This is a genomic window from Oceanidesulfovibrio marinus, assembly GCF_013085545.1.
GTDB lineage: Bacteria > Desulfobacterota > Desulfovibrionia > Desulfovibrionales > Desulfovibrionaceae > Oceanidesulfovibrio > Oceanidesulfovibrio marinus.
In genome coordinates, this window is record NZ_CP039543.1 from 2,845,813 (window position 1) to 2,872,038 (window position 26,226).

19 protein-coding genes are annotated in these 26,226 nt (G+C 64.0%); 4 read left to right on the forward strand and 15 right to left on the reverse strand.

Annotated features, from left to right (window positions below):
* Positions 1-329 precede the first annotated feature (329 nt).
* The gene (locus E8L03_RS12590) at positions 330-980 is read left to right on the forward strand and encodes a metallophosphoesterase family protein (protein ID WP_171267533.1); all 651 of its coding nucleotides are present in this window, start codon (positions 330-332) and stop codon (positions 978-980) included.
* Here E8L03_RS12590 and E8L03_RS12595 read toward each other — a convergent pair.
* From E8L03_RS12595 to E8L03_RS12625, 7 genes are read right to left on the reverse strand one after another with little or no spacing between them, the layout of a single operon-like run.
* On the reverse strand, positions 971-3,505 hold the full coding sequence (locus E8L03_RS12595; protein ID WP_171267534.1) for a PEP/pyruvate-binding domain-containing protein: 2,535 nt from the start codon (positions 3,503-3,505) through the stop codon (positions 971-973). The two genes, E8L03_RS12590 and E8L03_RS12595, sit on opposite strands and share 10 nt — an antisense overlap.
* Complete coding sequence (locus E8L03_RS12600; protein WP_171267535.1) at positions 3,502-5,886, reverse strand: PEP-utilizing enzyme; 2,385 nt, start codon at positions 5,884-5,886, stop codon at positions 3,502-3,504. The genes E8L03_RS12595 and E8L03_RS12600 overlap by 4 nt, the downstream gene beginning before the upstream one ends.
* On the reverse strand, positions 5,886-6,320 hold the full coding sequence (locus tag E8L03_RS12605) for a response regulator (protein WP_144306757.1): 435 nt from the start codon (positions 6,318-6,320) through the stop codon (positions 5,886-5,888). The genes E8L03_RS12600 and E8L03_RS12605 overlap by 1 nt, the downstream gene beginning before the upstream one ends.
* Positions 6,277-8,877, reverse strand: coding sequence for a PEP/pyruvate-binding domain-containing protein (locus E8L03_RS12610; protein ID WP_244963521.1), 2,601 nt, complete (start codon positions 8,875-8,877; stop codon positions 6,277-6,279). Before E8L03_RS12610 ends, E8L03_RS12605 begins: the two co-directional genes overlap by 44 nt.
* 24 nt (positions 8,878-8,901) lie before the next feature.
* Positions 8,902-9,660: a TIGR02186 family protein gene (locus E8L03_RS12615; protein WP_171267536.1), complete on the reverse strand. Its 759-nt coding sequence runs from the start codon at positions 9,658-9,660 to the stop codon at positions 8,902-8,904.
* A 2-nt stretch (positions 9,661-9,662) separates the two neighbouring features.
* Entirely contained in the window at positions 9,663-10,601 is a 939-nt protein-coding gene (locus E8L03_RS12620) for a sulfite exporter TauE/SafE family protein (protein WP_144306760.1), read from the reverse strand.
* A gap of 2 nt (positions 10,602-10,603) precedes the next feature.
* Positions 10,604-11,017, reverse strand: coding sequence for a universal stress protein (locus E8L03_RS12625; RefSeq protein ID WP_144306761.1), 414 nt, complete (start codon positions 11,015-11,017; stop codon positions 10,604-10,606).
* 226 nt (positions 11,018-11,243) lie between these two features.
* Between E8L03_RS12625 and E8L03_RS12630 the strand changes: the two genes are divergently transcribed.
* The 3 genes from E8L03_RS12630 (at position 11,244) to E8L03_RS12640 (ending at position 14,402) form a co-directional block, all read left to right on the forward strand.
* Positions 11,244-12,689: a sensor histidine kinase gene (locus tag E8L03_RS12630; protein ID WP_171267537.1), complete on the forward strand. Its 1,446-nt coding sequence runs from the start codon at positions 11,244-11,246 to the stop codon at positions 12,687-12,689.
* A 4-nt stretch (positions 12,690-12,693) separates the two neighbouring features.
* Positions 12,694-14,040 carry a sigma-54-dependent transcriptional regulator gene (locus E8L03_RS12635; RefSeq protein ID WP_171267538.1) on the forward strand — a complete coding sequence of 449 codons (1,347 nt, stop codon included), beginning with the start codon at positions 12,694-12,696 and terminating at the stop codon, positions 14,038-14,040.
* Positions 14,041-14,237: 197 nt separating this feature from the next.
* Positions 14,238-14,402, forward strand: coding sequence for a hypothetical protein (locus E8L03_RS12640; RefSeq protein WP_171267539.1), 165 nt, complete (start codon positions 14,238-14,240; stop codon positions 14,400-14,402).
* A 604-nt stretch (positions 14,403-15,006) separates the two neighbouring features.
* On the opposite strand, the gene E8L03_RS12645 is transcribed toward E8L03_RS12640, so the two are convergent.
* The 8 genes from E8L03_RS12645 to E8L03_RS12680 all read right to left on the reverse strand — a co-directional run bounded on the left by E8L03_RS12645 (position 15,007) and on the right by E8L03_RS12680 (position 26,148).
* A complete protein-coding gene (locus E8L03_RS12645) occupies positions 15,007-17,055 on the reverse strand; it encodes a chemotaxis protein CheA (protein ID WP_167512608.1) in 2,049 nt (682 codons plus the stop codon).
* Complete coding sequence (locus E8L03_RS12650) at positions 17,055-17,399, reverse strand: STAS domain-containing protein (protein ID WP_144306765.1); 345 nt, start codon at positions 17,397-17,399, stop codon at positions 17,055-17,057. The genes E8L03_RS12645 and E8L03_RS12650 overlap by 1 nt, the downstream gene beginning before the upstream one ends.
* Positions 17,396-17,896 (reverse strand): chemotaxis protein CheW, encoded by a 501-nt coding sequence (locus tag E8L03_RS12655; protein WP_208738277.1) that lies wholly within the window; start codon positions 17,894-17,896, stop codon positions 17,396-17,398. Before E8L03_RS12655 ends, E8L03_RS12650 begins: the two co-directional genes overlap by 4 nt.
* 16 nt (positions 17,897-17,912) lie before the next feature.
* On the reverse strand, positions 17,913-20,027 hold the full coding sequence (locus E8L03_RS12660; protein ID WP_171267540.1) for a methyl-accepting chemotaxis protein: 2,115 nt from the start codon (positions 20,025-20,027) through the stop codon (positions 17,913-17,915).
* On the reverse strand, positions 20,012-20,443 hold the full coding sequence (locus tag E8L03_RS12665) for a hypothetical protein (protein WP_216367902.1): 432 nt from the start codon (positions 20,441-20,443) through the stop codon (positions 20,012-20,014). The genes E8L03_RS12660 and E8L03_RS12665 overlap by 16 nt, the downstream gene beginning before the upstream one ends.
* 238 nt (positions 20,444-20,681) lie before the next feature.
* On the reverse strand, positions 20,682-22,103 hold the full coding sequence (locus E8L03_RS12670; RefSeq protein ID WP_171267542.1) for a sigma-54-dependent transcriptional regulator: 1,422 nt from the start codon (positions 22,101-22,103) through the stop codon (positions 20,682-20,684).
* Entirely contained in the window at positions 22,081-25,455 is a 3,375-nt protein-coding gene (locus E8L03_RS12675; RefSeq protein WP_171267543.1) for a PAS domain-containing hybrid sensor histidine kinase/response regulator, read from the reverse strand. The genes E8L03_RS12670 and E8L03_RS12675 overlap by 23 nt, the downstream gene beginning before the upstream one ends.
* Before the next feature lie 354 nt (positions 25,456-25,809).
* Positions 25,810-26,148, reverse strand: coding sequence for a ribbon-helix-helix domain-containing protein (locus E8L03_RS12680; protein ID WP_144306771.1), 339 nt, complete (start codon positions 26,146-26,148; stop codon positions 25,810-25,812).
* Positions 26,149-26,226: the final 78 nt, after the last annotated feature.

Consider the following 26,226-nt stretch of genomic DNA (forward strand, 5'->3'; position numbering starts at 1 on the left):
CCCGGCTGGCGCCGCCTTTGCGTTCGCGAACACTGCGACCTGGCGGCGACTGCGCGCATTTTTCAGAGAACTATAGCATGGCAGGACCACAGACGGAATGGCTCGGCGAAAAGTTGTGGATATTCCTCCGCCGCACGGCAGTGTGGTCCTGTTATTCCGGCAGGATAGAACCATGGAAGCATGGACGCCCTGCCCGAACGCGCTCGCCGTCCGGACATGACGGATGGCGTGGACTACGGTACAAGAGATAGCGCCCGGCCACAGTGCGGACGATCCCCTTTGAGCACCCCAACCCGGAATCCTTCCGGCCGATGCAGAGCCCCTGACGCATGGAGCAGCGCATATTCGCCGTCGGCGACATCCACGGAACGCTGGGCAAGCTGCGCACCCTGCTGGACCGCCTGCCCGTCACGGAGCAGGACACGGTCGTGTTCATGGGCGACTACATCAACCGCGGGCCGGACGCCAAAGGCGTCATCGATCTGCTGCTCGAATTCCGCGCGCACCATCCGGACACGATCTTTCTGATGGGCAACCACGAGTACGAGCTCCTGGAGTATGCACACACCCACGATACGGAGCATCTGCAGACGCTGCGACGCCTGGGCGTGGAGGCCACGCTGGAGAGCTATGGCGACGCCCCGGTCAGCGCGCTGCGCGATCTCTCCTTCATGCCTGCGGAGCACGCCGCCTTTTTAGAGGAGCTGCTGCCCTTTTACAGGCAGGACGGCTATCTCTTCGTGCACGGGGGGGTAACGCCGGGCTGCACGCCCGAAGAATGCCCGCTCGACGTGATGCTGGCCCTGCGGGGATCGTTTCTGACCGACCCGTGGCAGGGGCCGGAGACCGTCGTGTTCGGACACACGTCCTTCCAAACGCCGTTCGTGGCGGAGCGCAAGATCGGCATCGATACCGGGGCTGTGCTCGGCAACCTGCTCACGGCCGTGGAGCTGCCGCGGCTGCGCTTCTATCACGCCTGAAAATCAACGTGCTCCAGGGCCAGATCGCCCTCCAGAAACGCCTCGGCCGCCTTGCGCGGCGCGTCGTCGTCCACCATGGCGCCGTCCATGAGCCGGCTGAAGCCGAGCAGACGCCCCAGCATGTGGAGCTGCTCGCGCACGTCGTCGCCGGGCACCTCCGTGAGCGAGGCCGTGACCAGGTCGCCCTGGGTGTCCGTTGCGTAGCCGTTCGCCCGCAGAATCCGGCCGATGAACTCGGCGCGGCGCTCCCGCTGCACGGCCGCTGTGCCCCCGCCCTTGAAGCGGAAGCGAACGAAGTTCTCCTGCTGGTTGGGGCCGCACACGCTGTCCACCATGGCGAAGTGGAAGTCCACGCGAGCGTTGAGGTTCAGGTAGTCGCGGGTGATCAGGGCGTAGTTCTGGTTGCCCAGGGGACGCTCGCCGCCGCCGTCGATCATGGAGCGGGACATGAGCTCGGACACGGAAAGCACGGGCGGGGCCGCCCGCCAGCGCAGGCCCGGAGTGTTCATGCCCTCGCAGAGCGCCTGGAGCGGCGCGGAGAGCACGTCCCTGACGCTGATCCTGCGCCCCACGTCCGGGGCTAGGCCGCCGCCCAGGTCGATGATCAGAAACTGCAACGGCACGTCGTCCAGCCAGTGGACCAGGCTGTCCGCCTCCTCCACCGCCTCGTCCCCGGCGTGGAACAGGCTGAGCAGCGTCTTCTCGTGGCAGAAGCGCACGATGTCGTGCAGGGAGCGGCACTCGCTGATGGAGAAGGTGGGGCCATACGCGTCGGTCAGGTTGAGCGGCACGATGAGGTCGCGGAGCTCCCTGGCGCGGGCCGAGAGGCTGGCGTGGGGCGCGTGCTCGCGCTTGCGCTGCGGCATGCTCGCCACCACGTCGGGCGGAACCCGCGTCACCACGTGGTCGTCAGCATCCACGATGACCAGCTCACCCTCGGGAATGGCGTCCACTGCGCCGGGCGCGCCGGTGATCATGGGCACGCCGTACTCCCTGGCCACGCAGGAAAGATGGTCGGTGGGGTTGCCCAACTCCACCACCACGCCCTCCAGCCGCGGCATGAGCTGCGCCGCGTCCACAAGACTCTGGTGCAGCACGAGCACCACCGGGCCTTCGGGCAGGGGCTTGGTAAGATTGTCGGCGTCGCGCAGGACGCGGGCCTTGCCGAATGCCCGCCCAGATGCGGCGCAGACGCCGTCCGCAACCAGCTTCTCGCCGGTAATTCTGCGCGCCGCGCGGATAGCCTTGCCCTGCAGCCGGATGCTTCTGGACTGGAGGAAAAAGAGATCGCCATTCTGGTCCACGGCCCATTCCATATCCTGGGGCGCGCCGAATAGAACCTCGGCCAGCAGGCCCCAACGTAGCAGCGCGGAAATTTCATTGTGAATCAGAGCCGGCTCGGCGCGCTCCTGCTCGGAAAGCGTGGCCATGGTCAGGCCGCCGCCTTCGGCAGGCACCTCGCCCCCTTCCTTGTCGGCAATGATGCTCAGCACGTCGGCCGGGTCGTCGCGCAGGGGCTGGAAAACGTCGGCCGGGGAGCTCCCGCCAACAGCCTGGGTGCCCAGGCCGCGCACCGCGGAGAGCAGCATGCGCCCGTTCTCCGGGTCCGAGGGGTTGAGCGTGAAAAGCACGCCGGCGGCGCGGGCATCGACCATGGTCTGGACAATGGCGGCCATGGAAAAATCGTCCAGGGGCAGCCCGGCCTGGCGGCGGTAGGTCAGGGGCCGGGCCCCGAAGTTGCTGGCCACCACATCCTTGTACGCCTGGATGAGCGCGTCCTCGCTGCACACGTTGAGCACGGAGGTGAACTGCCCGGCAAAGGAGTGGGCCGGGTTGTCCTCCACCAGAGCGCTGCTGCGCACGGAGACCGGAGGCGAGCCGATGGCGCGCCAGTGATCCGCCAGGGCCGATCGGATGTCATCCGGCACCTGCGCGGCGTTGATGAGCGCCCGAATTTCCCGCGCCGCGGCGGACGGGTCCCCTGCCCCGGCGTCCAGGGGCCGCAGGATGCGCAGGATGCTCTCGTCCAGGCCGCTACGCTCCAGAAAACGCCGGCACGCCAGCGACGTCATCACAAAGCCGGGCGGCACCGGCATGCCGGAGCGGATCATCTCGCCCAGGAAGGCGGCCTTGCCGCCGATGGAGCGCGCCTGCTCCGTGGCCGCGTCCTCCAGGGGTATAGCCAGGATCTCGGCGTCGCCCTCGGAGTCCAGCCGGGCGGTTACCTGTCGCGTGGTCCGGGCCAGGCGGTCGTGCGCGCTGTACAGGGCCGGGTAACGGTTGTCCGAGAGCCGGTTCAGGCCGTCCACCAGCTCGAAGGTTACGGCCAGCAGCTCTTCCAGGATGGTGCTCAGGCCGGAGCGTTTCAGCAGCGCCTCGTCGAACGAGCTGATGAGCTCCAGGGCGCGCTCGTTGCTGTGCAGCACGGCGCGGAAGGTGTGGTAGCGGGCCTTGAGGATGCGCAGGGCCTCCTGTTCCCGCTCCAGCCGCCGTCTGGCGTAGATATCCCTGACCCAGCGAATCATGGCAGTTCCTTTGCGGCCTCGTATTGAGCTGCCACCTCGCGGAAGGCCTGCTCCATGCGGCCCAGGCTGTCCTCCCGGCCCATGGAGATATCGAGCTGCCTAGTGAAAGCCGTGAGGATACCGAGCTGCTCCAGCGCGTCCGCCATGGTCTCGCGGTCTACGATCTTGAGCCGGCCTGTCACCAGATCGCCGGTCATCTCCACGTTGAACTGCAGCGTGGCCAGCACACGGCGGATCAGCTCCGCACGCCTGTTCTTGCGTTCTGCGTCGGCAAAGCCGCCGGCAAAGCGGAAGTAGATGTAATTCTGGTGCGGATTGTCCTGCATGAAAGCGTCCACCACGCTGTAGTGGTAGCCCATGTGCAGGCTGAGGTTGAAGTACCCGGTGGCCAGGATGGCGAGGTTCATGCCCTGCTCGGCCGGTGCCTGGAGCACGGCCGCGGTGCGCTGCATGCCGGAGAAGATGTCGCGCATGGAGACCTGCAGGTTCTCCCGGTTGTCCCAGGCGTAGCGCAGGCCGCCCAGGAAGCGGTGCATGGGTTCGGAGAGAATATCATCGCGCGTGACCACGGGGCCGGCGTCCTCGGCCAAGCCGCCGCCGGCGTCCACCAGGCCGATGTTCAGGGGGATGCGCATCTCCAGGCGATGCGGCTCGATGCACGCGCCGCCGCCCTCGTGCGCGTCCAGCAGCTCCTCCACGGCGCGTTCGTGCGCAAAGTGGATGATGTCGTGGAAGCTGCGGCAGTTCTGCGGGGCAAAGGACTCGGAGCCGGAGTCCGTGAGCTTGAGCGGCATGATGAACTGCAGCAGCCGGCGCAGGGTGGTGAACTCGGGGTCGGTGGCGTAGAGCTCGGAGCCTGCCCTGCTCTGGGAAAGAAGGATGTCGAGGGAGCCTGCGTAGACCACCGGGACCGAGGCGTCCACGGTGACCTCCGCGCCGGGCTTGAGGGTCTTGAGCGCGCCGGCCGCGCCGAACACGGCCGGGATGCGGTACTCCCGCGCCACGGTGGCGAGGTGGCCGATGGTGGAGCCCAACTCCGTGACCAGGGCGCCGGCCTTGAGCAGGAACGGGGCGAGCTGCGGCGAGGCGGCGCGGGCCACGGCAACTGCGCCCAGGGGGAACTCCTCCGGGTCGTCGCCTTCCTTGATGTGCACCACCTTGCCGGCGGCCGCGCCGGCCTGTGCCGAGTTGCCGCCGCGCAGCAGCACTTTCGCCTGGTCCAGCACGGCGGCCAGATCGTCGGCGTCCGCGGCCTCCTCCACGATCTCGGCGACCGCCGCATCCAGGATGCGCGGAACCCCTTCCCTGTCCAGGCAGAGGTGCAGCTCCTGCGGCGCGCCCAGGGCGCGCTCCAGCACAATGCCCGCCTCGGCGATGAGCCGCTGGGAATCGGCCGGCAGCAGGCCGGAGCCGCGCAGCAGGCCGCCGCCCACGGGCGTGAGTGGTTTGACGCCGTCGGGCAGGCGCACGGCCTCGTCCTTGGGCCGGATGTCGGACTCTGCCGGCGGAAATGGGTGGGCGCGGCGCAGGTTGTAATGCTCCTCACCGGCCGGGCCGCTCATGGCCAGGGACATGGCTCCCAGAGTGCGGGACTCCGGGCAGCAGGTGCGCAGGCGTCCCCAGTACTCGCTGGGCACGCGCTCGCGCACGCCCACAGCCATATCGCGCCAGCCCAGGGCCACGCCTTTGCGGCACGCTTCCAGCACGTCCCGGACGATGTGCTCCCTGTTCGATTCCTGCGCCGGCAGGCCGGAGGCCGGCTCGCTACCGCCGGCCGGGCAGGCCGAGACGGCTAGCCCTTCCGGACGGCCCAGGCGCTGCCACAGGGCGTCGGTCTCGCGCAAGATGGCCTGCTCCAGCTTCGGGGTCATGCCCTTCTCCTGCATCAGGCGGCAGGCGGTCACCGTAACCACGAAGCCGTCCACGGCGCCGATGTGCGGAGTGCGCAGCAGCTCGGCCAGACAGACGTTGGGCATGCCGGCCAGGGGCAGGTTCTCCCAATGCAGCTCGGGAAAGCCCATGGCCAGCCGGGAGGCCTGCGGGCCGAGGCCGCCCGAAAGAATGTCGTCGAGCACGCCCTTGATGTACTCGTAGCGGTCGTAGAGCTCCACGTAGCGGTCGTCGGTCATGGCGTTCAGGCTGTAGGCCACCTGATGGACCAGACCGCTCATGTCCCGCACGGCGCGTGAGAGGAAGGCGTTGTCGAAGATGTACTCGCCGCCGAGGGCGCTTTCGAGCTCGGCCATCTTTTCCATGATGGCGTTGTTGAGCTCCAGAATGCGTCTGAACTTGTGGAACAGGGAGCGCAGCGACGTCGGGCTCTCCTGCTCTTGCTTGCATCCACCCCGACGCGAGAAGAGTGAGCGCAAGTAGCCGGCCATCAGGCGCTTCCGTTGGTGTCGTCCTGCGGCTGGTCTGAAGCGGAGTCGGCTTGCCGCCGCCCGGCCTCCACGCGTTTCACGGCGTCGAGTATCTCACTGAGCTTGAAGGGCTTGGCCAGAAAGTCGAAGGCGCCCTTGCGGAAGGACTCCTTGGCTGTGTCCAGAGTGGCAAAGCCGGTGATGACGATGACCCCGGTATCCGGAGATATTTCTTTGATCCTGGTGAGAAAGCGCATGCCGTCCACGCCTTCCATCTTCAGGTCGGTGATAACCACGTCAAAGTGCGCCTCCTCGATGCGGGCCATGGCTGAGGCGCTGTCGTTCAGGGTCTCGACATCGTACCCCGCCTTCTGGAACGCCGGCTTGAGCCGCTTGCAGACGATGGGCTCGTCATCCAGTATAAGTATTCGAACTTTCTCGTTGTCCTTGTTCATCCTGTTCTCCCGGGCCGTTGGAAATCTGTTGCATGAAGACGGCAAGATGGTCCTGCACGTCCTCGTCGCTCTGCAACACCACGTCGAGCTGACGGGTGTAGCCGACCAGGCCGCCAAGCATGTTCATCTTCTCTATGCCGCGTGCCAAGGATATCTTTTTAATCCTACCCACGACAAGGTCGCCGCGTACTTCCACCCTGAAGTCGAAGCGCTCCAGGACCTCGGCGATGAAGCTCGCCCGGCGGGAACGGCGCTCGATATCGGTGACGCCGCCAAGGAAACGGAAATAGATGTAGTTGTCGTTCTCGGATTCACTCAGGAACGCGTCGATGATGTTGTAATGATAGCCGAGCTGCAGGTGCAGGTTGAGGTACTCCTTGGAGACCACGGCCAAGTTCCGCCCGATGCGGCTGGTGGCGGCCACCGAGAAGGTGCGTGTGAAGCTGGACATGAAGCTGGACAGGTCCACGGAGACCGGCCGCGTGCACCACATGCCGGGCTGGCACATGCCGTCCAGCAGACTTTTGAGCGGCACGGAGAGCACGTGCTTGAGCTCCAGGTCCTCGTCGGTCTTGCACATGCCGTCTTCCACGTCGATAACCGTCAGCCCCAGGGACATGTGCAGGTTCAGCCGTCTGGGCTTGGTCTCGTGCAGCTCCCGGCGCTCGCTGAGCTGGATGAGCTCACTCACGGCCTTCTCGTGGATGTAGCGCGTGATGTCGTGGAACGTGGTGCAGTTGGAGGGCCGGAAGTCGTCGCTCTTCGGGTCCACCAGGTGCAGGGGCGTGATGCGCTTGAGCAGCCGGCGGAGCAGCCGGTACTCGTACGACTCTTCAAACACGCACTGGCTGGTGAGCTCGTAGCGCCTCAGGCCGGGCACGATGCCGCGGTAGACCACGTTGTTGCCGGCGTCCAGGGTGATCTCCTCGCCGGTTTGGAGCCGGGTGGTGGCGTCGCCGGCATTCACGATGGTGGGCACGCGGTGCTCCCTGGCGATGGTAGCCATGTGGCCGGCCGGGGAACCGATGTCGGTGATGATGCCCCTGGCGTGGGACATGATCCGCGAGAAGCGCGGCGAGGTGAAGTGGCTGACCAGGATGGCGCCATAGGGAAAGTCGTGCAGGTCCTCGTCGTTCTCCACCACGAACACCTTGCCCGAGGCCACGCCCTGCTGCACGATGATGCCCTGGCCGGCCATCAGCGTGTCCTCCACGTCCGGGGCGGGAGGCGGCGGCAGCGTATCGGCCTGCAGCTCGAAACGTATGGGACGCGCCTGGAGGATGTAGAGCTCGCCGTCCGCGTCGTAGCACCACTCCGCCTCGACGGGCCGCTTGAGAAAACTTTCGATGTCCAGGCCGGCGCGGGCCAGCTGCACGAGCTGTTCCTTGGAGATGCAGGGCGTCTTGCCCTCATCCTGGGAGAGATTCTTCCAGACCGTGCCGCCTTCCGGGTTGAGTTCCAGAAGCTGGTCCTTGATCTCGGTGTGGGTGGAGCGCACGGCGAACGGCGCCAGCCGCTCGATATAAAAAGTATCGGACTTGATCACCCCGCCCATGAGCGGCGCGCCCAGGCCCGGCGTGCAGTTGACCACCATAACCTCTTTCTGCGACGGATCGGCCGGGTAGGTCTGCAGGGTGCCGCTGCACTCGGCGGCGATCATGAGCTGGAAGCCCACGCCCATGGCCAGCTCTTCTTCATGAAAGCCCTTGATGATGCGGTAGCGCCAGGCCTGCGGGGAGTAGGCGCCGGCAACGACCATCTTGTAGGCGTCGAGCAGCCCCTCCTGCCTGATGCCCAGCTCGCTCTCGTACTGGCCGGCAAAGCTGCTCTCTTCGTCCTCGCCCCAGGCGCTGCTGCGCACGGCAAAAAGGTGGGGCCCCTTATCGCCTTCGCGCCTGAGCCTGGAAACGAGCGCGTCGGCCTCGCCCATGATGTCTGCGGCCAGAGGCTTGGGGATGTCGGCCTTGAGGATCTTCTCGCGGATCTCCACGCACATCTGGTCGAAGGCGGCCTCGTCCTTGCCGTCCCAGGCCGTCACGGCCTCGTGGATGGTGCGGCGCAGGCCGTTGTGGTCGAGAAATGCGAAGAACGCCTTGGTGGTGGCCACGAACCCGTCCGGCACCCGGTGGCCCAGGGTGTTGCGGATGATGCCCAGGTTGTTGAGCTTGCTCCCGGCCGCGTCCACCGTGCCCTGGTCCAGAGATTCCAGGGGAATGGTCAGGCTCACCTGGTCGAAGGCGTGCCTGCCGGAGAGTTCCTCGTGGATGGCGTGGCGGATGCGCTCGTACGCCTTGAAGAGCTCCACGTTCTTGTCCTGGTTCAGCACGCTCAGGTCGGAGATGAGCTTGAAGACCAGGTCCTCGAGCTGCTCGCACGAGGAGAGGATGTACTGCTTGTCAAAGACGTACTCGCCTCCCAGCTTGTCGCCCATGTCGCCCATCAGCTCAAGGATGCGGTTGTTCCGCTCGATAAGCCCCTTGAACTTGCGAAAGAGCGTGGTGAAGGAAACCGGGGGCTTCTTGGGGCGCCAGAAGGCGAGTACGTTTAACAGATTCACGTGTATTGTCCTTAACGCAGAGACCTAGTGCGCTTCTCCCTTGCTCTGGAAGATCAGGCCGATGACCAGGCCGCTGACAAGTGCGATGATCGTGGCCAGGATACCATACAAGGCGCCGTGGCCGAAGGCGAGCTTTGCCATGAACAGAGGCGTGCTGACCAGCTCGACCTTGAGATCCTTCTCGGTCATGGCGACCTCCTGCCCGTCCTTCACGGCGATGCTGGCCAGCTTGTAGTCGCCGGGGGCCAAGCGGGAGGGAATGGGCAGCGTGGCCATGAACGATTGCATGCCGTCCTTGACCTCGCCCATGGCAACCTCGCCGGCTTCTTCCTGATACAGGCGTTCCTTGGTCTTCAGCTTGATGAGCTGATCGATGAGCTCGGGCCGGGCCGCGGTGTCGGGCTCGATCTCGATGGTGTTGAGCATGGACTCGGCCTTCAGCTCCTTGCCGGCGGCGCCCAGCTCGTCCAGAGGCTTGGAGCTGCCCACGATGTAGAGCACCGGCACGCCGTGGAAGGTGAGGGAGTCCATGTTCATCCACAGCAGGCCCAGGGCCTTGTCCTTGCGCTTCATGTGCAGCTCGCCGGCCTCGCCGACGATGCGCAGCACGATCTGGCTGCCTTCGGGCGCCTGGCCTTCGACCTTGACGGTGGTGCCGTTGTAGGTGGTGTCGATCTTGATGGTCTCAGGCGTGACCTGCATGGACATGTCGCCTTGCGCAAAGGCGGGAACACACAGGGCCGCGATCAGCATCGTGGTGAGGATGAGGTGTCTGAGCTTCATGATTAATGACCTCCCACGTACGCCAGCAGGATATCCGGCCGGGCGATGAGTTCATAGAGCATCTTGCCCATCACGACCAGAACCAGAGTTGCGAGCAGGATCTTGAGCTGGTCGCCCTGGAGCTTGCGGCCGATGCGGGCGCCGACCTGCGCTCCGATGGAGGAGCCGATGAGCAGGAGGAACGCCAGCACGAAGTCCACCGTGTGGTTCTGGCTGGCCTGCATGATGGTGACGTTGATGCAGGTGAAAAGAATCTGGAACAGGCTGGTGCCCACAACCACGTGCATGGGCATACGCAGCAGGTAGACCATGACCGGAACCATGATGAAGCCACCGCCGACGCCCATGATGGCGGCGAGGATGCCGACCAGAGTGCCCAGCGCCAGGGGCATGATCACGGACATGCGTACGCCGGAGCGCTTGAAGTCGGTCTGCCAGGGCAGGGCCTGGAACATGCGCGCGTACTTGGATTCCTTCTTGGGCTTGGCCGCTTCCTTTTCCGCGGTCTTGCTCTTGCGCATGGACTGCAGGCTCTCCAGGAACATGTAGCCGCCCACGAAACCGAGCATGAGCACGTATGTGATGCTGATGAGGAAGTCCGCGTTGCCCATGGCCCGCAGGACCTTGATTATCTGCACACCCACCGTGCCGCCCAGCACGCCGCCGATCAGCAGCAGAAAGCCCATTTTGAAGTCGACGTTGCCCAGGCGGAAGTGCGCCAGGGTGCCGGACGTCGAAGCACCGACAATTTGGTTGGAGTCCGAAGCCGCCGCCACGGTGGCGGGGATGCCCAGCATGATCAGCAGCGGCGTCATGAGAAAGCCGCCGCCCACGCCAAATATGCCAGAGAGCAACCCAACGCCGCCGCCGAGTCCGAAGATCGCGGCGATATTAACGCTGTTGCCTGCGATTGGCAGGTAAAGATGCAAAGGTAGAGTCATTGTTATTCCCCTCTGGAGGTCATTCGTCTAGGGGTGACTATCTCGACGCGGCAGGAGACCCGATGGCGGATCGTCTGCAGCGACGCCCACTCCTGTTCTGAATGGCCACGCCCGATGTTGCCGTATTCAGTTACCAACAAGGTTATCTTGTTCTGTTCCACAAACCTGATCACTTCCTGCTCATAGCTACCCTCCGAGATAAACGAGTCGACGTGCAGGCCGTCGTCACTGGCGTCTTTGATCTGTTGATCGAGCTTGCGCCGGGAGTCCGGATCGGGTCCCGCATCGGGTTTTCCCGGCGGAAAAACTGAAAGCACGTAGAGGCTCGCGCCTATTCTCTTGGCCAATGCAATGGACCTTGAGAGCGCCTCCCAAGGGACTTTGCCTCTGTTCATGCTGACAAGTATCCGTTCCATGTTCGCCTCGTGAAATTTTTAGCAAGCCCTGAGCCAAAGTTGCATACATTTGTAAATCAGGTAGTTATGAAATCGTGAGGCGCCGCAAACCACGCCAGACGTTTCAAAATGAAACGGAACTCGGCTCTGCTCACTGGACACGGTTCAATCTGAAACATATGGTCTGTCGGCCGGCAGAGATTCAGCCACGGCGCCCAGGCTTTTTCGCCGGCACACGGGGAACGGCATGACTGACACACCGGCTGAGACACCCTCCCGCTACTCCCGGATGCGGACGTTTTGGCGGTCGATCAAGGGCAAGATATTCCTTGTCTTTTTTTCGACCTTCATCTCCGTTGCCGCGCTCACGCTGCTCAATTATTGGAGCATGAGCATGGTCACGGACCGCCTGCACCTGCTGGAGCGCTACGAAGACCTCCTGAACAACGTCCTGGAGGTCCGGCGCTTCGAGAAGAACTTCCTCTTCTACAACGACCCCACCAGCCTGCAGGAGAGCCTCGAGTATCTGCAGCGCATCGACGTGATTTTCGAGGAGCTGGGCGCCGACATCCGCCAAGTCATCGGCAACGTCGCCTACAGGCAGCTCACCGGCGTGTTCCTTGTGTATGAGGACATCATCGAGGAGGCGCGGGACGAGCCCGTCGCCCACCAGGAGCAGCTCAGAAGCCTGGGCAAGGAGCTGGTGGAATCGGCCGACGCCCTGCTCAAGAACAAACGGGAGCGCATCCATCGCGCCGTGGTGCGCACCTCGTTCATCCCGTTCACCTCGCTCGTGGTCTTCGGCCTGCTCATGTTCCTGGTGGTCAAGCTCATCTCCCGCGGGCTGCTCGTGCCCCTGGCCACGATCAAGGTGACCACGCAGCGCGTTGCGCGCGGCGACTTCCGGCCCATCTCGCCCACGGCCGACCAGATCGAGGAGATCGCCGGCCTGATCGGCGCCTTCAACCGCATGGCCCAGGAGCTGGAGGCCAACCAGGAAGACCTGCTGCAGGCGCGCAAGATCGCGGCCCTCGGCACCTTCACCGCCGGCATCGCCCACGAGCTGAACAACCCCATCAACAACATCTCGCTCTCGGCCGAGACGTTGGGCGAGCTCTACGGCGAGGAGCTGGACGAAGACGCCAACGAGATGGTCCACGACATCATCATGCAGTCCGAGCGCGCCGGCGAGATCGTCAAGAATCTCCTGGACTTCTCGCGCACGGAACGGCCGGCCTTCTCGCCGCTTCAGGTACTGGACGTCATCGACAGCACCGTAACCCTGATCAAGAACCAGCTCATGGTCACCGGCGTCACCCTGGACATGGACATCCCGGAGGACATTCCGGACATCCAGGGCAACCTGCGCAACCTCCAGCAGGTGTTCATGAATCTCCTGCTCAACGCCATCCAGGCCATGCCGGGCGGCGGCGCCATCACCATAGCCGCGCGGGAGCAGGGCCAGAAGATGGTGCGCATCGAGGTGCGCGACACCGGCGCAGGCATCGATCCAAAGGTGCTCGAACACATCTTCGAGCCCTTCTTCACCACAAAGGAAGTGGGCAAGGGCACCGGCCTGGGCCTTGCCGTGATGTACTCCATTGTCCAGCGCCACGGCGGACGCGTGGAGGTGAAAAGCGAACCGGGCAAAGGCAGTGTCTTTGCCGTGATCCTGCCCAGGGCGGAGCAGTAAACGTATGTCCAGAACACGCATTGCCGTCATTGACGACGAAGTCACGGTCTGCCGCAGGCTCAGCCAGGCGCTCTCCAAGGACGGCATGGACGTGGAGGCGTTCACCACCGGCGCGGCCTTCCTCGCCCGGCTGGAGGAAGGCGGCTTCGACGTGGTCATCACCGACCTGCGCCTGCCGGACATCTCCGGCATGGAGATTCTGGAGAAGATCAAGGGGTTGCGGCCGGAGATCGAGGTCATCATGATCACCGGCTACGGCGCCGTGGATACGGCCATCGAGGCCATCAAGCTGGGTGCGCACCACTACGTGACCAAGCCCATCAAGCTGGGCGAGATCCGCGTGCTCATCCAGGGCGCGCTGGAGAAGATCGCCCTGCGCCGGGAGAACCAGCGCCTGCGCGACGTCATCAAGCCCGAAGGCGGCATCAGCTCCATCATCGGCGCGGGCGATGCCATGCGCGACATCTTCTCGCTCATCCATAAGGTGGCGCCGGTGGACTGCAACGTGCTGCTCGAAGGCGACAGCGGCACGGGCAAGGCCCTGGTGGCGCGCGCCATCCACGACCTCAGCCCCCGCCGGGACCACCCCTTTGTCTCCTTCAACTGCGGCGGCTTTACCGACGAGCTCATCACCAGCGAGCTCTTCGGCTACGAGAAAGGCGCATTCACCGGCGCGGCCGCAACCAAGATCGGCCTGCTGGAGTCCGCGGCCGGCGGCACCGTATTCCTGGACGAGATCGGCGAGATGCCCCTGACCATGCAGGTGAAGCTGCTGCACGTGCTCCAGGAGCGCAAGATCCTGCGCGTGGGCGGCACCCGGCCCATCGACCTCGACATCCGCATCGTGGCCGCCACCAACAAGGACCTCAAGCAGGAGGTCACGGACGGCGGGTTCCGCGAGGACCTCTTCTTCCGGCTCAACGTGGTCACTATCCACCTGCCGCCGCTGGTGGAGCGCAAGGAGGACATCCCCCTTCTGGCCAAGCACTTCATGGAAAAGTACAGCCTGGCCTTCCACAAGACCGTGGCCTCCATCCATCCCTCGGCCATGAACCTGCTCATCGGCTACAGCTTCCCGGGCAACGTGCGCGAACTGGAGAACATCATCGAGCGCGCCGTGGCGCTGACCGACTGCGAAGAGATACGCCTGCAGGACCTGCCGCAGGATCTGCAGCAGCTCGAAGTGGACACCATGGAGGGTGAGGGGCTCCAGAGCCTGGAGGAGCTGGAGCGCCGGCACATCGCCAAGGTGCTGGAGAAAACCGGCTACAACAAGGGGCTGGCCGCGCAGATTCTGAACATTCCCAGGACCACCCTCTGGCGCAAGCTCAAGCAGTACAATATCGAATGAGCGGCCCAGCCGCACAGATCACACCGCGCCCATCTTGTTCTCCGACCATATTTGTTTCAGTTTGAAACAGATTTCCGGGCCGAAACGCCCTCGCAACGCCCCTGTTTCTCCAGCTTTTCCCCAATATATCAATCGATTGCAGCGCAGCACATCCTTGGCATGGATATTGGAATATTCTGGTCAAAGGAGATCGCTGTATGTTGAAGATCAGAGCGTTTCTGGAAAGATGGACCGCCGCCGCGGCCCTGGCCGAAGGCGGCCTGTGGGACGAGGCGCGCGCTACCGTGCGTGAACCCGAGATCGCTGCGGCCAGGAAGAACGCCCGCCCCGTGCAACGGAAGCGGCCCCGTCTCCACGCCTAGCGCCCGGTTCGTCTGACGTAATTCGTCTTTCACGGATCGCGTATCGCGGTTCCTGCCAAGCATGACCTGGTGGAGCTGCCGGCAAAACCCTCCGCACTGGATGCGGATGCGAGTTGGCCCGTGCCCGTTCGGCGCACGGCGTCTTTGTGGTTGCGCAGTGCCTGCCTAAAAAAAGGGCACGCAGTGCGGGTGGTCTCCTGTTGTCCCGTTCCCGCATGCATACCCTTTTGTCGAACCCCACAGGCGCTGGCTGTTGACGCTGCCACCCCTGCCCGGTTCCCGGAATGACTCGCTCGTCCGGCGTCTTTCCCGGTCCGGCTTACTCATTCCCCGCTGCGCAAGCCGCTTATCCTGACTGCAATACCGCCGGCCGGCCCGTCTTCCGGTCGAGGCCGTTCGCCTCGAAAATCCTGGTGCGTCTCCTACGCATCCCTCAGCATAGTCTCGCCACGTCGTCTTCCGCACACGGCTGCCGGGCGACCGTCCTTCGCCGTCCCCCCGGACTGCGTTCTCCCCTGGACGTTCTCCCGGCGCGCCTTCCCCTTGTGCGTCCCCATCTCTCCTCTTCCCCGCGCGGCTCTCCTCTGCCCGTTCTGCCAAAAATCTACTGCAAGTTGTGCTGGCGGTTGGCGAAGCGCACCAGCTGCGGCACGTCCAGGATGATGGAGATGCCGCCGTCGCCGTTGATCGTGGTTCCGGCAATCCACTCGGAGTGGTTGCACGACTCGTCGAGGCTCTTGATCACGGCGTGTTGCTGGCCCAGCACCGCGTCCACGGCCAGGCCCACGTACATGCCGTCGGCCTCCGTCACCACGATGCGCTCGTAATCGGGCTGCTCCCCCTCCACCTGCAGCAGGTTGCGCAGGCTGATGCACGGAGCCATCTTGTCGCGCAGCTCGAACTTCTCGATGATCCTGGTGGGTCCGTCCACGAACCGCTCCTGGCAGGACTCCACGGCGGACATGGGCAGAATGTACAGCTCGCCGCCCACGCGCACGTGCAGGCCGTCGATGATGGCCAGGGTCAGAGGGATGCGCATGCGCACCGTGGTGCCCATGCCCAGCTCGCTCTGTATCTCCACGCTGCCGCGCAGGGCGTCCACGCCCCGGCGCACAACGTCCATGCCCACGCCGCGGCCGGAAAGGTCCGAGACCTGGTCCGCGGTGGAGAAGCCGGGCTCGAAAATCAGGTTCAGGAGCTCGGGCTCGGTCAGTTGCTGCTCCGGAGTGATGAGCCCGCGCTCGATGGCCTTGCCGCGCACCTTCTGGGCATCGATGCCCGCGCCGTCGTCGGCGATCTCGATGAGCACGTCGCCGCTGGCGTGCCTGGCGCTCAGGCGGATGACGCCCGCTTCGGCCTTGCCTGCCTCCCGCCGCCGCTCCGGCGTCTCCAGGCCGTGGTCGATGGCGTTGCGCATGATGTGCATGAGCGGGCCCTTGATCTCCTCGATGACGTTCTTGTCCAGCTCGGTCTCGCCGCCTTCGGTGACGAACTCGACCTCCTTGCCGATATCGTCACTGATGTCGCGTACGAGCCGGCGCATGGAGCCGAAGGATGTGGAGATGGGCACCATTCGCAGGCCCAGGGCGTCGTCGCGCATCTCGTCGGAGAGCCGCTCCAGCTCCTCGGCTATCTGGTGCAGGTCCGGGTCGTCCTCGTGCCGGCCGGCGGCCCGGTTGAGCCGGGTCTGGAGAATGATCAGCTCGCCCACCATGTTCACGAGACGGTCCAGCCGGGCCGCGTCCACGCGGAGGGAGGTGGCCTTACTCTTGGTTTCGGTGCGCGCCGCGCTCTGCTCCTCGGGCTCGGCGTTGCGTTTGGCCAGGTTCTGGGCGTACGTCTGCCGCATCTCCCGGAGCGCGGCCTTGGGATCGGCCGCCTTGGACAAACACTCCAGCATGTCGTTGACGTCGTTGCCGCGTGGCCGGTCGTCGCCGATCTTCTCTATGGTGATGTCGTGGTCGTCCTCCACAAAGATGAAGACGTCGCGAATGGCGTCCACGCCTCGTGCGGTAGAGATGATAACATCCCAGAAACCAAAGGCCCGCTCCGGGTCCATCTCCTCCAGGCCGGGCATGATCTGGTGGGTGAAGAGCGAGTCTCCGGCGCCAATCTCGAAAAGCTCAAGGATCAGACGCAGCGGATCGGTGCCAGTGAGAAATGAATCCGCCGTAGGAATGTAGCGGATCCAGAAGGTCTCCCGCGGCAGCTCCTCGCTCTCCACCACCACCTGCTGCACCTGCTCCTTGACCGGAGCCTCGGGCGCCGCCGCGCCGCCGGTCAACGCGCGGAACTTAGTCAGCAGCTCGTCGGAATGCGCCTTGGCCGCGGCGTCCGGCTCGGCCATGTTCAGAAGGTCATGGATGTGGTCCTTGGCCTTCAGGGTCAGGGTTATCATCGACGGCTCCAGAGCAAGACGGCCCTCCCGCACGGCGTCGAACGTATTTTCGATCTCGTGCGTGAAGCGGGCGATCTCGTCAAAGCCGAACATGGCTCCCGATCCCTTGATGGTATGCAGGGATCGGAAGATTGTATTGACGAGGTCCTTGCGGCCTGGATTCTCATCCAGCTCCAGCAGCGATTCCTCAAGGGAGCTCAACAGCTCAAGGGCCTCGTCGCGGTAGATGCTCTCTGGGTTGGTCGGCTGCGTCATCACTGCGCTCCGTTCTCGGAAAGGTTGATCTCCGCCTTTTCCACCGCGCCGCCACCTTCGAACAACCTGTGGCATCCCATAGCCTTTGCCAGGGGTACGAGCTCCTTGGCGAGGTCGGGGGCAAAGCTGAGCTCCACCCCCTCCCGACGGAAGCTTTCATCGGCGGCAAGCAACACCAGAAAGAATGACATGTCCGCATCTTGCACGCCGGCGCAGCTCACACGCACCGGCTCGCCTTGCTGCAGCGCGGCAAGCAGCTCGTCGCGCACGCTCCCGGCCTTGTCGACCGTCATGTCACCTTGGAAGTTGATAACCATGGTTTGTTCCTCCTTGCCGTGGGTCATGCGGCTACAGCCTCATGTGCGACTGCGGCTTCGTCGACGGCCTCCTCGACCTCGCCCGAGGAAAAGACCCGGGCGCTGTCGAGAACCAGGATGAACTCATTGTCCTGCCGGGCCACGCCCTTGAGGAAGCCTGTGTGGATCGACGCCCCCATCTTGGGCGGGGCGTCGATCTGATCGTTTTCCAGCTCCAGGACCTCGCGCACCGAGTCGGCCAGCGCGCCGATGATGCTCTCGCCGTCCTCGTTGTCGATGACCACGATGACGATGCGCGTGTTGATGGTGTGCTCGGTGCGGCCGAGCCCGAACTTCTCGCGCAGGTCCATCACCGGGATGGCCGCGCCGCGGAGGTTGACCACGCCGCGCATGTAGGCGGGGCTGTGGGGTATTCTCGTAATGTCCGCCACGTCCTGGATCTCGCGGACTGAGCTGATCTCAAAGGCGAATATCTCGTCCGCCAGGGTGAAGGTCAGGTATTTTCTTGATTCGTTGGCGCTCATGGCTGCCTCCTTTTCCCTAGAAGGACTCGAAGTACTCATCCTGGGAATCGTCTTCCAGACTCATGTCCAGCTTGACCTTGGCGTCCTTGCCGGACTTGCCGTTGCCGCCGGCCGAACTGCTCTTGGGCACGGACACGGCCTCGAACCTCTGTTCCCGGCTGGACGTGGCTGGCCGTGATGCGTACCGGCCCGCTGCCTGCTCCGTCCTGAAGAAGGCGATGGAGCTCTGGAGCTGCGCGGCCTGGCTGGAGAGCTCTTCGGCCGTGGAGGCGAGCTCCTCGGAAGCCGAGGCGTTCTGCTGGACCACGGTGTCGAGCTGCTGCAGACCCTGGTTCACCTGCTCGGCGCCTGCGCTCTGCTCCTGGCTGGCCGCGGCGATCTCCTGCACGAGCTCGGCCGTCTTGCGGATGTCCGGCACCAGGCGGGCAAGCATGCCGCCGGCGTTCTCGGCCACTTCCGTGCTCTTGGACGAGAAGTCGGTGATCTCCTCGGCGGCCTTCTGGCTGCGTTCGGCCAGCTTGCGGACCTCGGAGGCGACCACGGCGAAGCCCTTGCCGTGCTCGCCGGCGCGGGCGGCCTCGATGGCCGCGTTCAGGGCCAGCAGATCGGTCTGCCGCGCGATCTCCTGGATGATGGAGATACGCTCGGCGATCTGCTTCATGGCTTCCACGGCCTGCTGCACTGCCTGGCCGCTCTTGTCGGCGTCGCCGGCGGCGCGCAGGGCGATCTCTTCGGTCTGGCGCGAGTTATCAGCGTTCTGCTGGATGCCGGCGGCCATCTCTTCCATGGCCGAGGAGGACTCTTCCACGGAAGCGGACTGCTCCGTGGCGCCCTGGGACAGGCTCTCGGACGAGGAGCTCATCTCTTCGCTGCCGGCAGCCACGTTCTCGGCGGCCGTCTGCACATCCATCACCACTTCGGTCAGCCTCTCGATCATGCTCTTCAGCGACTTGATGAGCACGTCCTTGTCGGAACGCGGAGTCACTTCCACCCGCAGGTCGCCGTCGGCGAGCTTGCCGGCCACGTCGGCCACGTTCTTCTCGGCCTGCACCAACCTGGTCATGGCCTGCAGCAGTTGGCCGATCTCATCCTTGGAGTCGCTGTCGATTTCCACGTCCAGGTCGCCTTCGGAGACGGCCTCCGTGACTTCGAGGGCCTTGTGCAGACCGCGCTTGATGACCCGGGTGATCAGGATGGCGAACGCCAGGCCAAGGATGATGCTCACGCCGGCCACGGCGGCCAGGGTCGTGATGGAGGAGCTGGCCTGGTGCTGCATGGCGACGCGCTGGGCATCCGCAGCCTCGGTGGCGGTATCGAATACGCTCGCGCCGACCGCGCCGAGCTTGGTGAAGATATCCTTCTGCACGGCGTCGAGAGCCTTCAGATCGCTGGTGTGCTCCTTGTATATCTTGGCCTTGTCGACGATCTCGTTAACGTAGGCTGCGGACTGGCCGCTGACGTGCGCGCGCATGGCCTCGCCGGACTGGATCACCTTGTCCAGGTATCCCTGGGCATTGGTCAGACGCTCGGGCTCCTTGCGCCACAGAAAGTACAACGTCTCGATGCGAGCATGCAGAAAGTCGTCCACGATCTGTCCGCTGCCCTCGATGTTTTCCACTGCCTGGCGGATATCGCCGGCATAGGCGTCCCTTTCGAGCAGACCGCTCAGACGCTGGTGCTCCTGGGTCACGAGCTTGTCGGCGTTTTCACCCAGCGCCGTGGCCGCGGCGACTACCAGGTTGACGATCTCGAGCCGCTTCTTGTCCTGATCGGTGTACCCGTTGAAGCTCGACACATACTCGCCCACATACTTGGATATGGAATCCATGCGATTCAGGTTCTCGGCGTCACTGAACATGTTTTTTGCGCCATTGGCGACCTTGCCGATCTTATCGGTCTTTTCCTGGAACGCCTTCACCGATTCCGAATCCTGATAAAGCATGTAGTACGCCGCCTGCAGCCTAGCGTTGTACGTCTCGTCCATGATGGAGTTGATGGTGCTGGTCTTGTCGTACCTGTCGATGAGATTGTTCAGGCTACTCCAGCCTGTATAGGCCATGGCTGCGGTCAACAGCAGCACTAATCCGAAACCCAATCCCAGCTTCATGCTGATCTTCATGTTTTTGAACATAATTCCCCCTCGCTCTTTCCGGCCGCGCGTAACACGCTGGCCAATGCATTTTGAAAAAGCGTCAGTGTGTACGGTTTCACAACACAGGCGTGATTGCCCAGCTCCATGAAATAGCTGGAGTAAGAGTAGGTGACGTCCTCCAGCAGAAACACCGCCATCGGCACTTCATTCTTCAGCCAGTTCATGAAGTTGTAGTTGATCTGCGAGCCTCCGGCATTCTGGAGACATTCCCAGTCTATGATGAGCAGCTGGTAATCCCGTCCCAGATGCTCGGCGAGCATGCTGTGCGTCTCCGTGATGGAGGCGCATCGCACAACATCCTGCAACGCTTGACGAATAAGCAGAATCTCCGTGGAGTTCCGCAGACATAGCAATACGTCCAGTTGCTGCTGCTTATGGTGAATGAAATGATCCATGGCACGTACAGATCACGAACCGTGCCTGCTCTCAAAAATTTTTTTATTTCAATATATTATTCCAGTGAAGCGGGCGGCCTGTCCCAAAAAACAGAACATGACGGGCCACCGGGCCGGTCGGGAATGTCCCGTTTTCTGGAACAGTCCCAAAAAAGTGAACAGTCCAGTTCAGTTCGCACGTTTCAAGACGGCGGATGCGCCGCGGACAAGGAAAGGGAGGGACCCGGAGGTCGGTGAATCAGGAGGCGGACGGCGTCAGCCCATGTTTCTTGAGCAGGCCGTAGAGACGGGTGCGGGAAAGGCCGGAGATGACACATGCCTCAGGCACGTTGCCGCCGCACTGACGGAGCACGGCGCGCATGTACTCGGCCTCGGCTTTGTCCACCACGTTGTTGCGGTACTCCTTGAATGTGGGGAGCGGTCCGGAGGCGACAGGACCGTCTGGCGCAAGCGTCGCCCCGGCGGCTGGTTCTTCGGCCGGCGTCTGCAGTGCATCCTTGGCCGCGCCCACCCGCAAGGCGACGTTCAGGTGCTCCGGATAGAGCATGGGGGCGGAACCGGCAGCCACGTTCGCCTGCTCCAGCGCATTCACAAGCTCGCGCACGTTGCCTGGCCAATGATGCGCGGTCAGGGCTTGCAGAAACTCGGAGGAGGAGGACTTGGCCGGCTGGCCGGAGTCGTTGCCGATGCGCTCCAGGTGGAAGCGCACCAGCCGGGAGATATCGCCCTGGCGGTCGCGCAGCGGCGGCAGCTCGATCTGCATCGCGCGGATGCGGAAAAGCAGATCCTCGCGGAACTCCCCGCCCGCGCACATGGCGTCCAGGTCCCTGTTGGTGGCGGAGATGAGTCGGAAATCGCTGGACAGCTCGACACGGGAGCCCACGGGCCGGAACATGCGCTCCTGCAGCACCCTCAGGAACATCTTCTGTACGGTCAGGGGCAGCTCGCCTATCTCGTCAAGGAAAAGCGTGCCGCCGTCGGCCAGCGCGACGAGCCCTTCGCGTTTGGCGTCCGCGCCGGTGAAGGCGCCCTTGACGTGGCCGAAGAGGATGCTCTCCACCAGATTTTCCGGGAGAGCCGCGCAATCCACCACCACAAACGGTTTGTCGCCGCGGGCGCTGTTGGTGTGGATGGCCCTGGCCATGAGCTCCTTGCCGGTTCCCGTCTCGCCGGACACGAGCACCGGAACCTTGCTGGCGGCGGCCTGGGCCACCTGCTCCAGAACCCGCTGCATGGCCGGGCTCTCGCCCACGATGCCGGCCAGCTTCATGGCGTGCCTGGCCAGCCCTTTCTCGCGTTCCTGATAGGACAGGGCCCGCTGCAGGTTGAGGACGATCTGCTGGAACGAGCTGCCCTTGTCTATGTAGTTGAATGCCCCGTGGGTGATGGCGAGCTCGGCGCCGTTGGGATCGCCGAAGCCGGTAACGATGATGACCTGCGGGTTGGACGGGGCCGAGCGGATGTCGTCCAGGGCGTCCAGGCCGCTGCCGTCCGGCAGATTCACGTCCAGAAAGACGAGATCGAAGTCCTGCTCGCGTACGGCGTTGCGGCCCTTCTCCAGGGTCTGGACCACCACACCCTCGTGCCCGTCCTGCTCGGCGATGCGGCACAAGCTGTAGCCGAAGCCCGGGTCGTCATCAATCACCAGAATGCGTGCCATGTGCCTCGCTCCGGCCAATGGTTTCGGTAATGAGCTGGCTCACCGTTTGCCAGTCCATGGGCTTTTGCAGATACCCGGCCATGCCCGCCGTGGCAGCGTCATCCGGCCCGAAAGTGTCGCTGTAGCCGGTGCAAAGGAGCACGGGCAGCTTGGGCCGCAGCCGCTTCAAGGCCTGCGCCAGCTGGCTGCCGGTCATCCGCGGCATGGCCATGTCCGTGATCACGAGGTCGAACTCGTTGGTCTGTACGAGCTCCAGCGCTTCCTGACCGTCGGCCGCCGTATGCACGGAGTAGCCGAGCCCCTCCAGGATGCGCTGGCTCGAATCGCGCAGGGCGACTTCGTCATCCACGAACAGGATGCGCCCGGCCCCCGGCCTGGGCGTGGCGGCGGCGCCTTCCTCGCGCGCGGCAGCCATGTCCACCTGGGGAAAGTACGCGGTGAACTCGGAGCCCTTGCCCGGCTCGCTGGTGTAGCGCACCACGCCGCCGTGCCGGCGCATGATGCCGTGGACCACGGACAACCCCAGCCCGGTGCCCCGGCCCAAGGGCTTTGAGGTGTAGAACGGGTCGAAGATCTTGTCGCCAAGGGAGGGGTCCACCCCATACCCGGAGTCGGCAACGCTGAGTGCCACATACCGGCCCGGCGGCAGCTCCGGATCGTCCTGCGTGCGCTCCTCCTGTCGCAGGCGGATGCGTATCTCGCCGCCGGTTTCGCGCGTGGCGTCCGCCGCATTGGTGCAGAGGTTGAGCATGACCTGGTGGATGTTGGTGGGGTTGGCCATGATAACCGCGTCCTGCGCCTCGTTCTCGTACGTCATGCTGATGTTTGCGGGCAGCGATGCACGCAGCAGCTTGAGCGTCTCGTTCACCAGGCTGTCGGGATAGATCGGCTTGCGCTCGCGGCTGTCGGACTTGCGGCTGAAGGTGAGTATCTGCTGCACCAGCTTCTTGCCCCTGTCTGTGGAGGCGATGATCTGGTCCAGGTCGTTGCGCGCCGATCCCTGCTCCGGCGCCTGCATCCGCAAGAGGAATGCGAGATTCTGGATAGCCGCCAGGATGTTGTTGAAGTCATGGGCGATGCCGCCGGCCAGCGTGCCCACGGACTCCATCCGCTCGGCCCGTCGCAGGGCCTGCTCCGCCTTGCGCTGATCCGTGATGTTCAGGGCCACGCCCAGGAGGCCGACCACGTTGCCGGAGTCGTCGTGGATGGGGTTGAAGCAGGAGTTGTAGATCTTGTCGCCCTGCTCCGTCTCGACGCAGAACGCCTCACCGGCCAGGCCGCGGCGGGCTGCCGCGCTCAGCTCGGGCGGGAAGTCGTGGATCGACATGCCGACCATGGTCTCGGTCGTAAGGCCGATCTCCTCCAGCCCCCTGCCGGCGGCGTAGTCGATGATCCCGTCCGCATCCGCGCTGTAGAGGATGATGCCGAGGTCGCGGACCAGGTTGGTCAGCATCCACTCGCTCGTCCTCAGGGAATCCTCGGCCTGTTTGAGCTTGGTCATGTCGCTGCGGTAGACGACCACGCCTTCGATCTCGCCGACCCTGTTGCGATGCGGATAGTACATGACGCTGGAAAAGCGTTCATCCGGAAGGCCGGGGTACTTGATCCACTGGTTGAACTGGATGGTCTCGCCGTTCAGGCACTTGGCCACGCCTTCCCTGGAGAGCGCCTCGAAAAGCTCGCCCCCTATGACGTCTTTGGCGTGACGGCCGATGAGGCCTTCGGACTCCAGGCCAAACGCCTGCTGGTACGAAGGGTTAGCGTATTTGTAGCAGTAGTTCTTGTCCAGCAGCGCCATGAGCACTGGGGAGGCGGAGAACATCTGGCCGAAGTCGCGCAGCCCTTTCTGGGCGTACCATCGCTCCGAGATGTCGGTGATTGCGCCCACGATGCGCTCCGGTTGTCCGTTCGGCCCGTGCCGCACGGCCTTGCAGCGCATCAATGTCCATGACCAGCCGCCGTCCTTGCGCTGGATACGGCACTCCATATGCACGGCGGCCAGCCGCCCATCCAGATGGTGCTCCAGAGTGGTTTCCAGCAAGGGACGGTCCTCCTGATGGACCAGGCTCATCAGGAAGTTGCGCGTGGAGGGGAACTCCTCGGGGTTGTAGCCCAACATGCGCGGCAGCCGCGGGCTGATGTAGAACCTGTCCTGCGCGAGGTTCCAGTCGAAGATGCAGTCCTGCGTCGCTTCCAGCACAAGGTTCACCCGTTCCTCGCTGCGCATCAGGGCCTGCTCGGTAACGCGTCGCTCCGTGACATCGGAGAGGAATACCAGTGCGGCGGCCGAGCCTTCCCACTCGCAGGGCACCCCGCTCGTCTCCAGCCAGTGCATCACCCCATTCTTGTCGATGACCCGGAACATGTAGCGCGGTACGAAGTTCCCAGCCTGGCGCTTGATGTGGTTCTTGGTGACGAGCTGCAGGTCGTCCGGATGGATGTACTTCCCGAACGGGGTCCCGACCATCTCCTCGGGCATGTAGCCGAGGATCTGCCGGGACATGGGGTTGGAGAAGCGGATCATGCCGTTCTGAGAGACAAGAATCCACTCGTTGGCGTTGTTCACCAGCTGCCGGTACTTCTGCTCTTCGCGCACCAGGTCCTGCTCGGCCTGCTTGCGCCCGGTGATGTCCATGACCACGCCCATCATCTGCGGCGGCCCCTGCTTCCAGGCGGCGGAAAACATGGCGCCGGCGACCAGCACCCAGCGGTAGGAGCCGTCCGGCAGCAGCACCCGCGAGTCGAACTCCAACCGTCCTCCGGCGCGGACCTGCTCGCGCATCTTGGCCTCTATCTTGGGGCGGTCTTCGGGGTGCAGGGCGCGCAGGGCGTTGCGCAGGCTGGGGGCGCTCGATTCCGGAGAGCGGCCGAGCAGCTTGAACAGCGACTCCGACCAGGTCATGGCGCCGTTTTCCAGGTTGTAATCCCAGAAACCGATCTCCACGAGCTTGCCGATGAGCACGTTTCGTTCGTTGATATGCAGCAGCGCCTTGATGATCCGGTCGCGCTGCGTATGCACGAGGTGGGAGTCGTTGCTCCCGTCGCCATCCGGCGTGGCCTTGCGGATTCCGGTGATGATCCGCCCGGCCATGTTAAAGACATCGTCCAGGACCTCGCGATCCTGAGCGGAGATGGAGTCCAGCGGTCCGGACACGCCCACGGGGATGGTCTCGCCGTCGATGAAGAGATCCATATAGACGGCGGCCGCTTTGGTCAGTTCGGCGGAAAAATGGAGTGGAGCCGCAATGCGGTTCAGGCCGTCCAGAAAGCAACGGATCAAATCGCCGCTGCACTCCGGCTTGTGCAAGGCCGAGAGGGTGTCAAACAACTGGGACTTCAATTCTACAAGCATCATGGACCTGCCGAGGGGATATTCTGAAACGCGCCGCACAACATCGGTCTTTTCCGAACTCCGTGGGGGCGCGATAAACCCGGGAGCGAAACCGCGGTGCGCGTCGGCAACGTTGTCGTAGCTCTGATCGTCCCTTTTCGCATTCTCTTTATGCTGCCTGCCGCGCCATATCGTTTTTCGGCATAGGCGCTAATTGCAACCCGATAGAGTTGTCCGACTTACTCCCACCATGTACGGACGCCTTCATCACAGGCCTCATGTCTTGGTCGTGCAGGCTCGGTCAACGGCCGCCGGGATGCGACGGCGGGTCCATTACAGCGGCGAGCGCTCCCGGGAGAATCGATGCCCGTATGCTCAATGCCGTTTGGTTTGAGGGGAGGCGTCCATGGCCGGATCGCCGTGCGCGGCGCGGACGATGGCTCCGGCCGGGACCGGTCTGTTCACCAGATACGTGGTGCAGGCCACGCGCAAAAGCGACGTGAAGTTGTCGATGTGCCCCTGCGCGTTCATGGCCTCGTCGTACAGGCTGGACAGGAACTTGCCCAGCGTGGTGCCCTCGTCCTGTACAAGCTGCTCCAGGATGGACCAGAAGCGCTGTTCCAGCCGGATGCTGGTCACCGCGCCGTTGAGACGTACGGACTTGGTCCTGCTGGCGTATTCTTCGGGAGGGGTCGAGGAGTAGATCCGACACATGACAAGGCTCCTTTCCGCTTGGTTTGGGAAAGGAGCCTAAAGGATTTCGGCCTTAGCCGCCACCCTGGCCGGACAGCA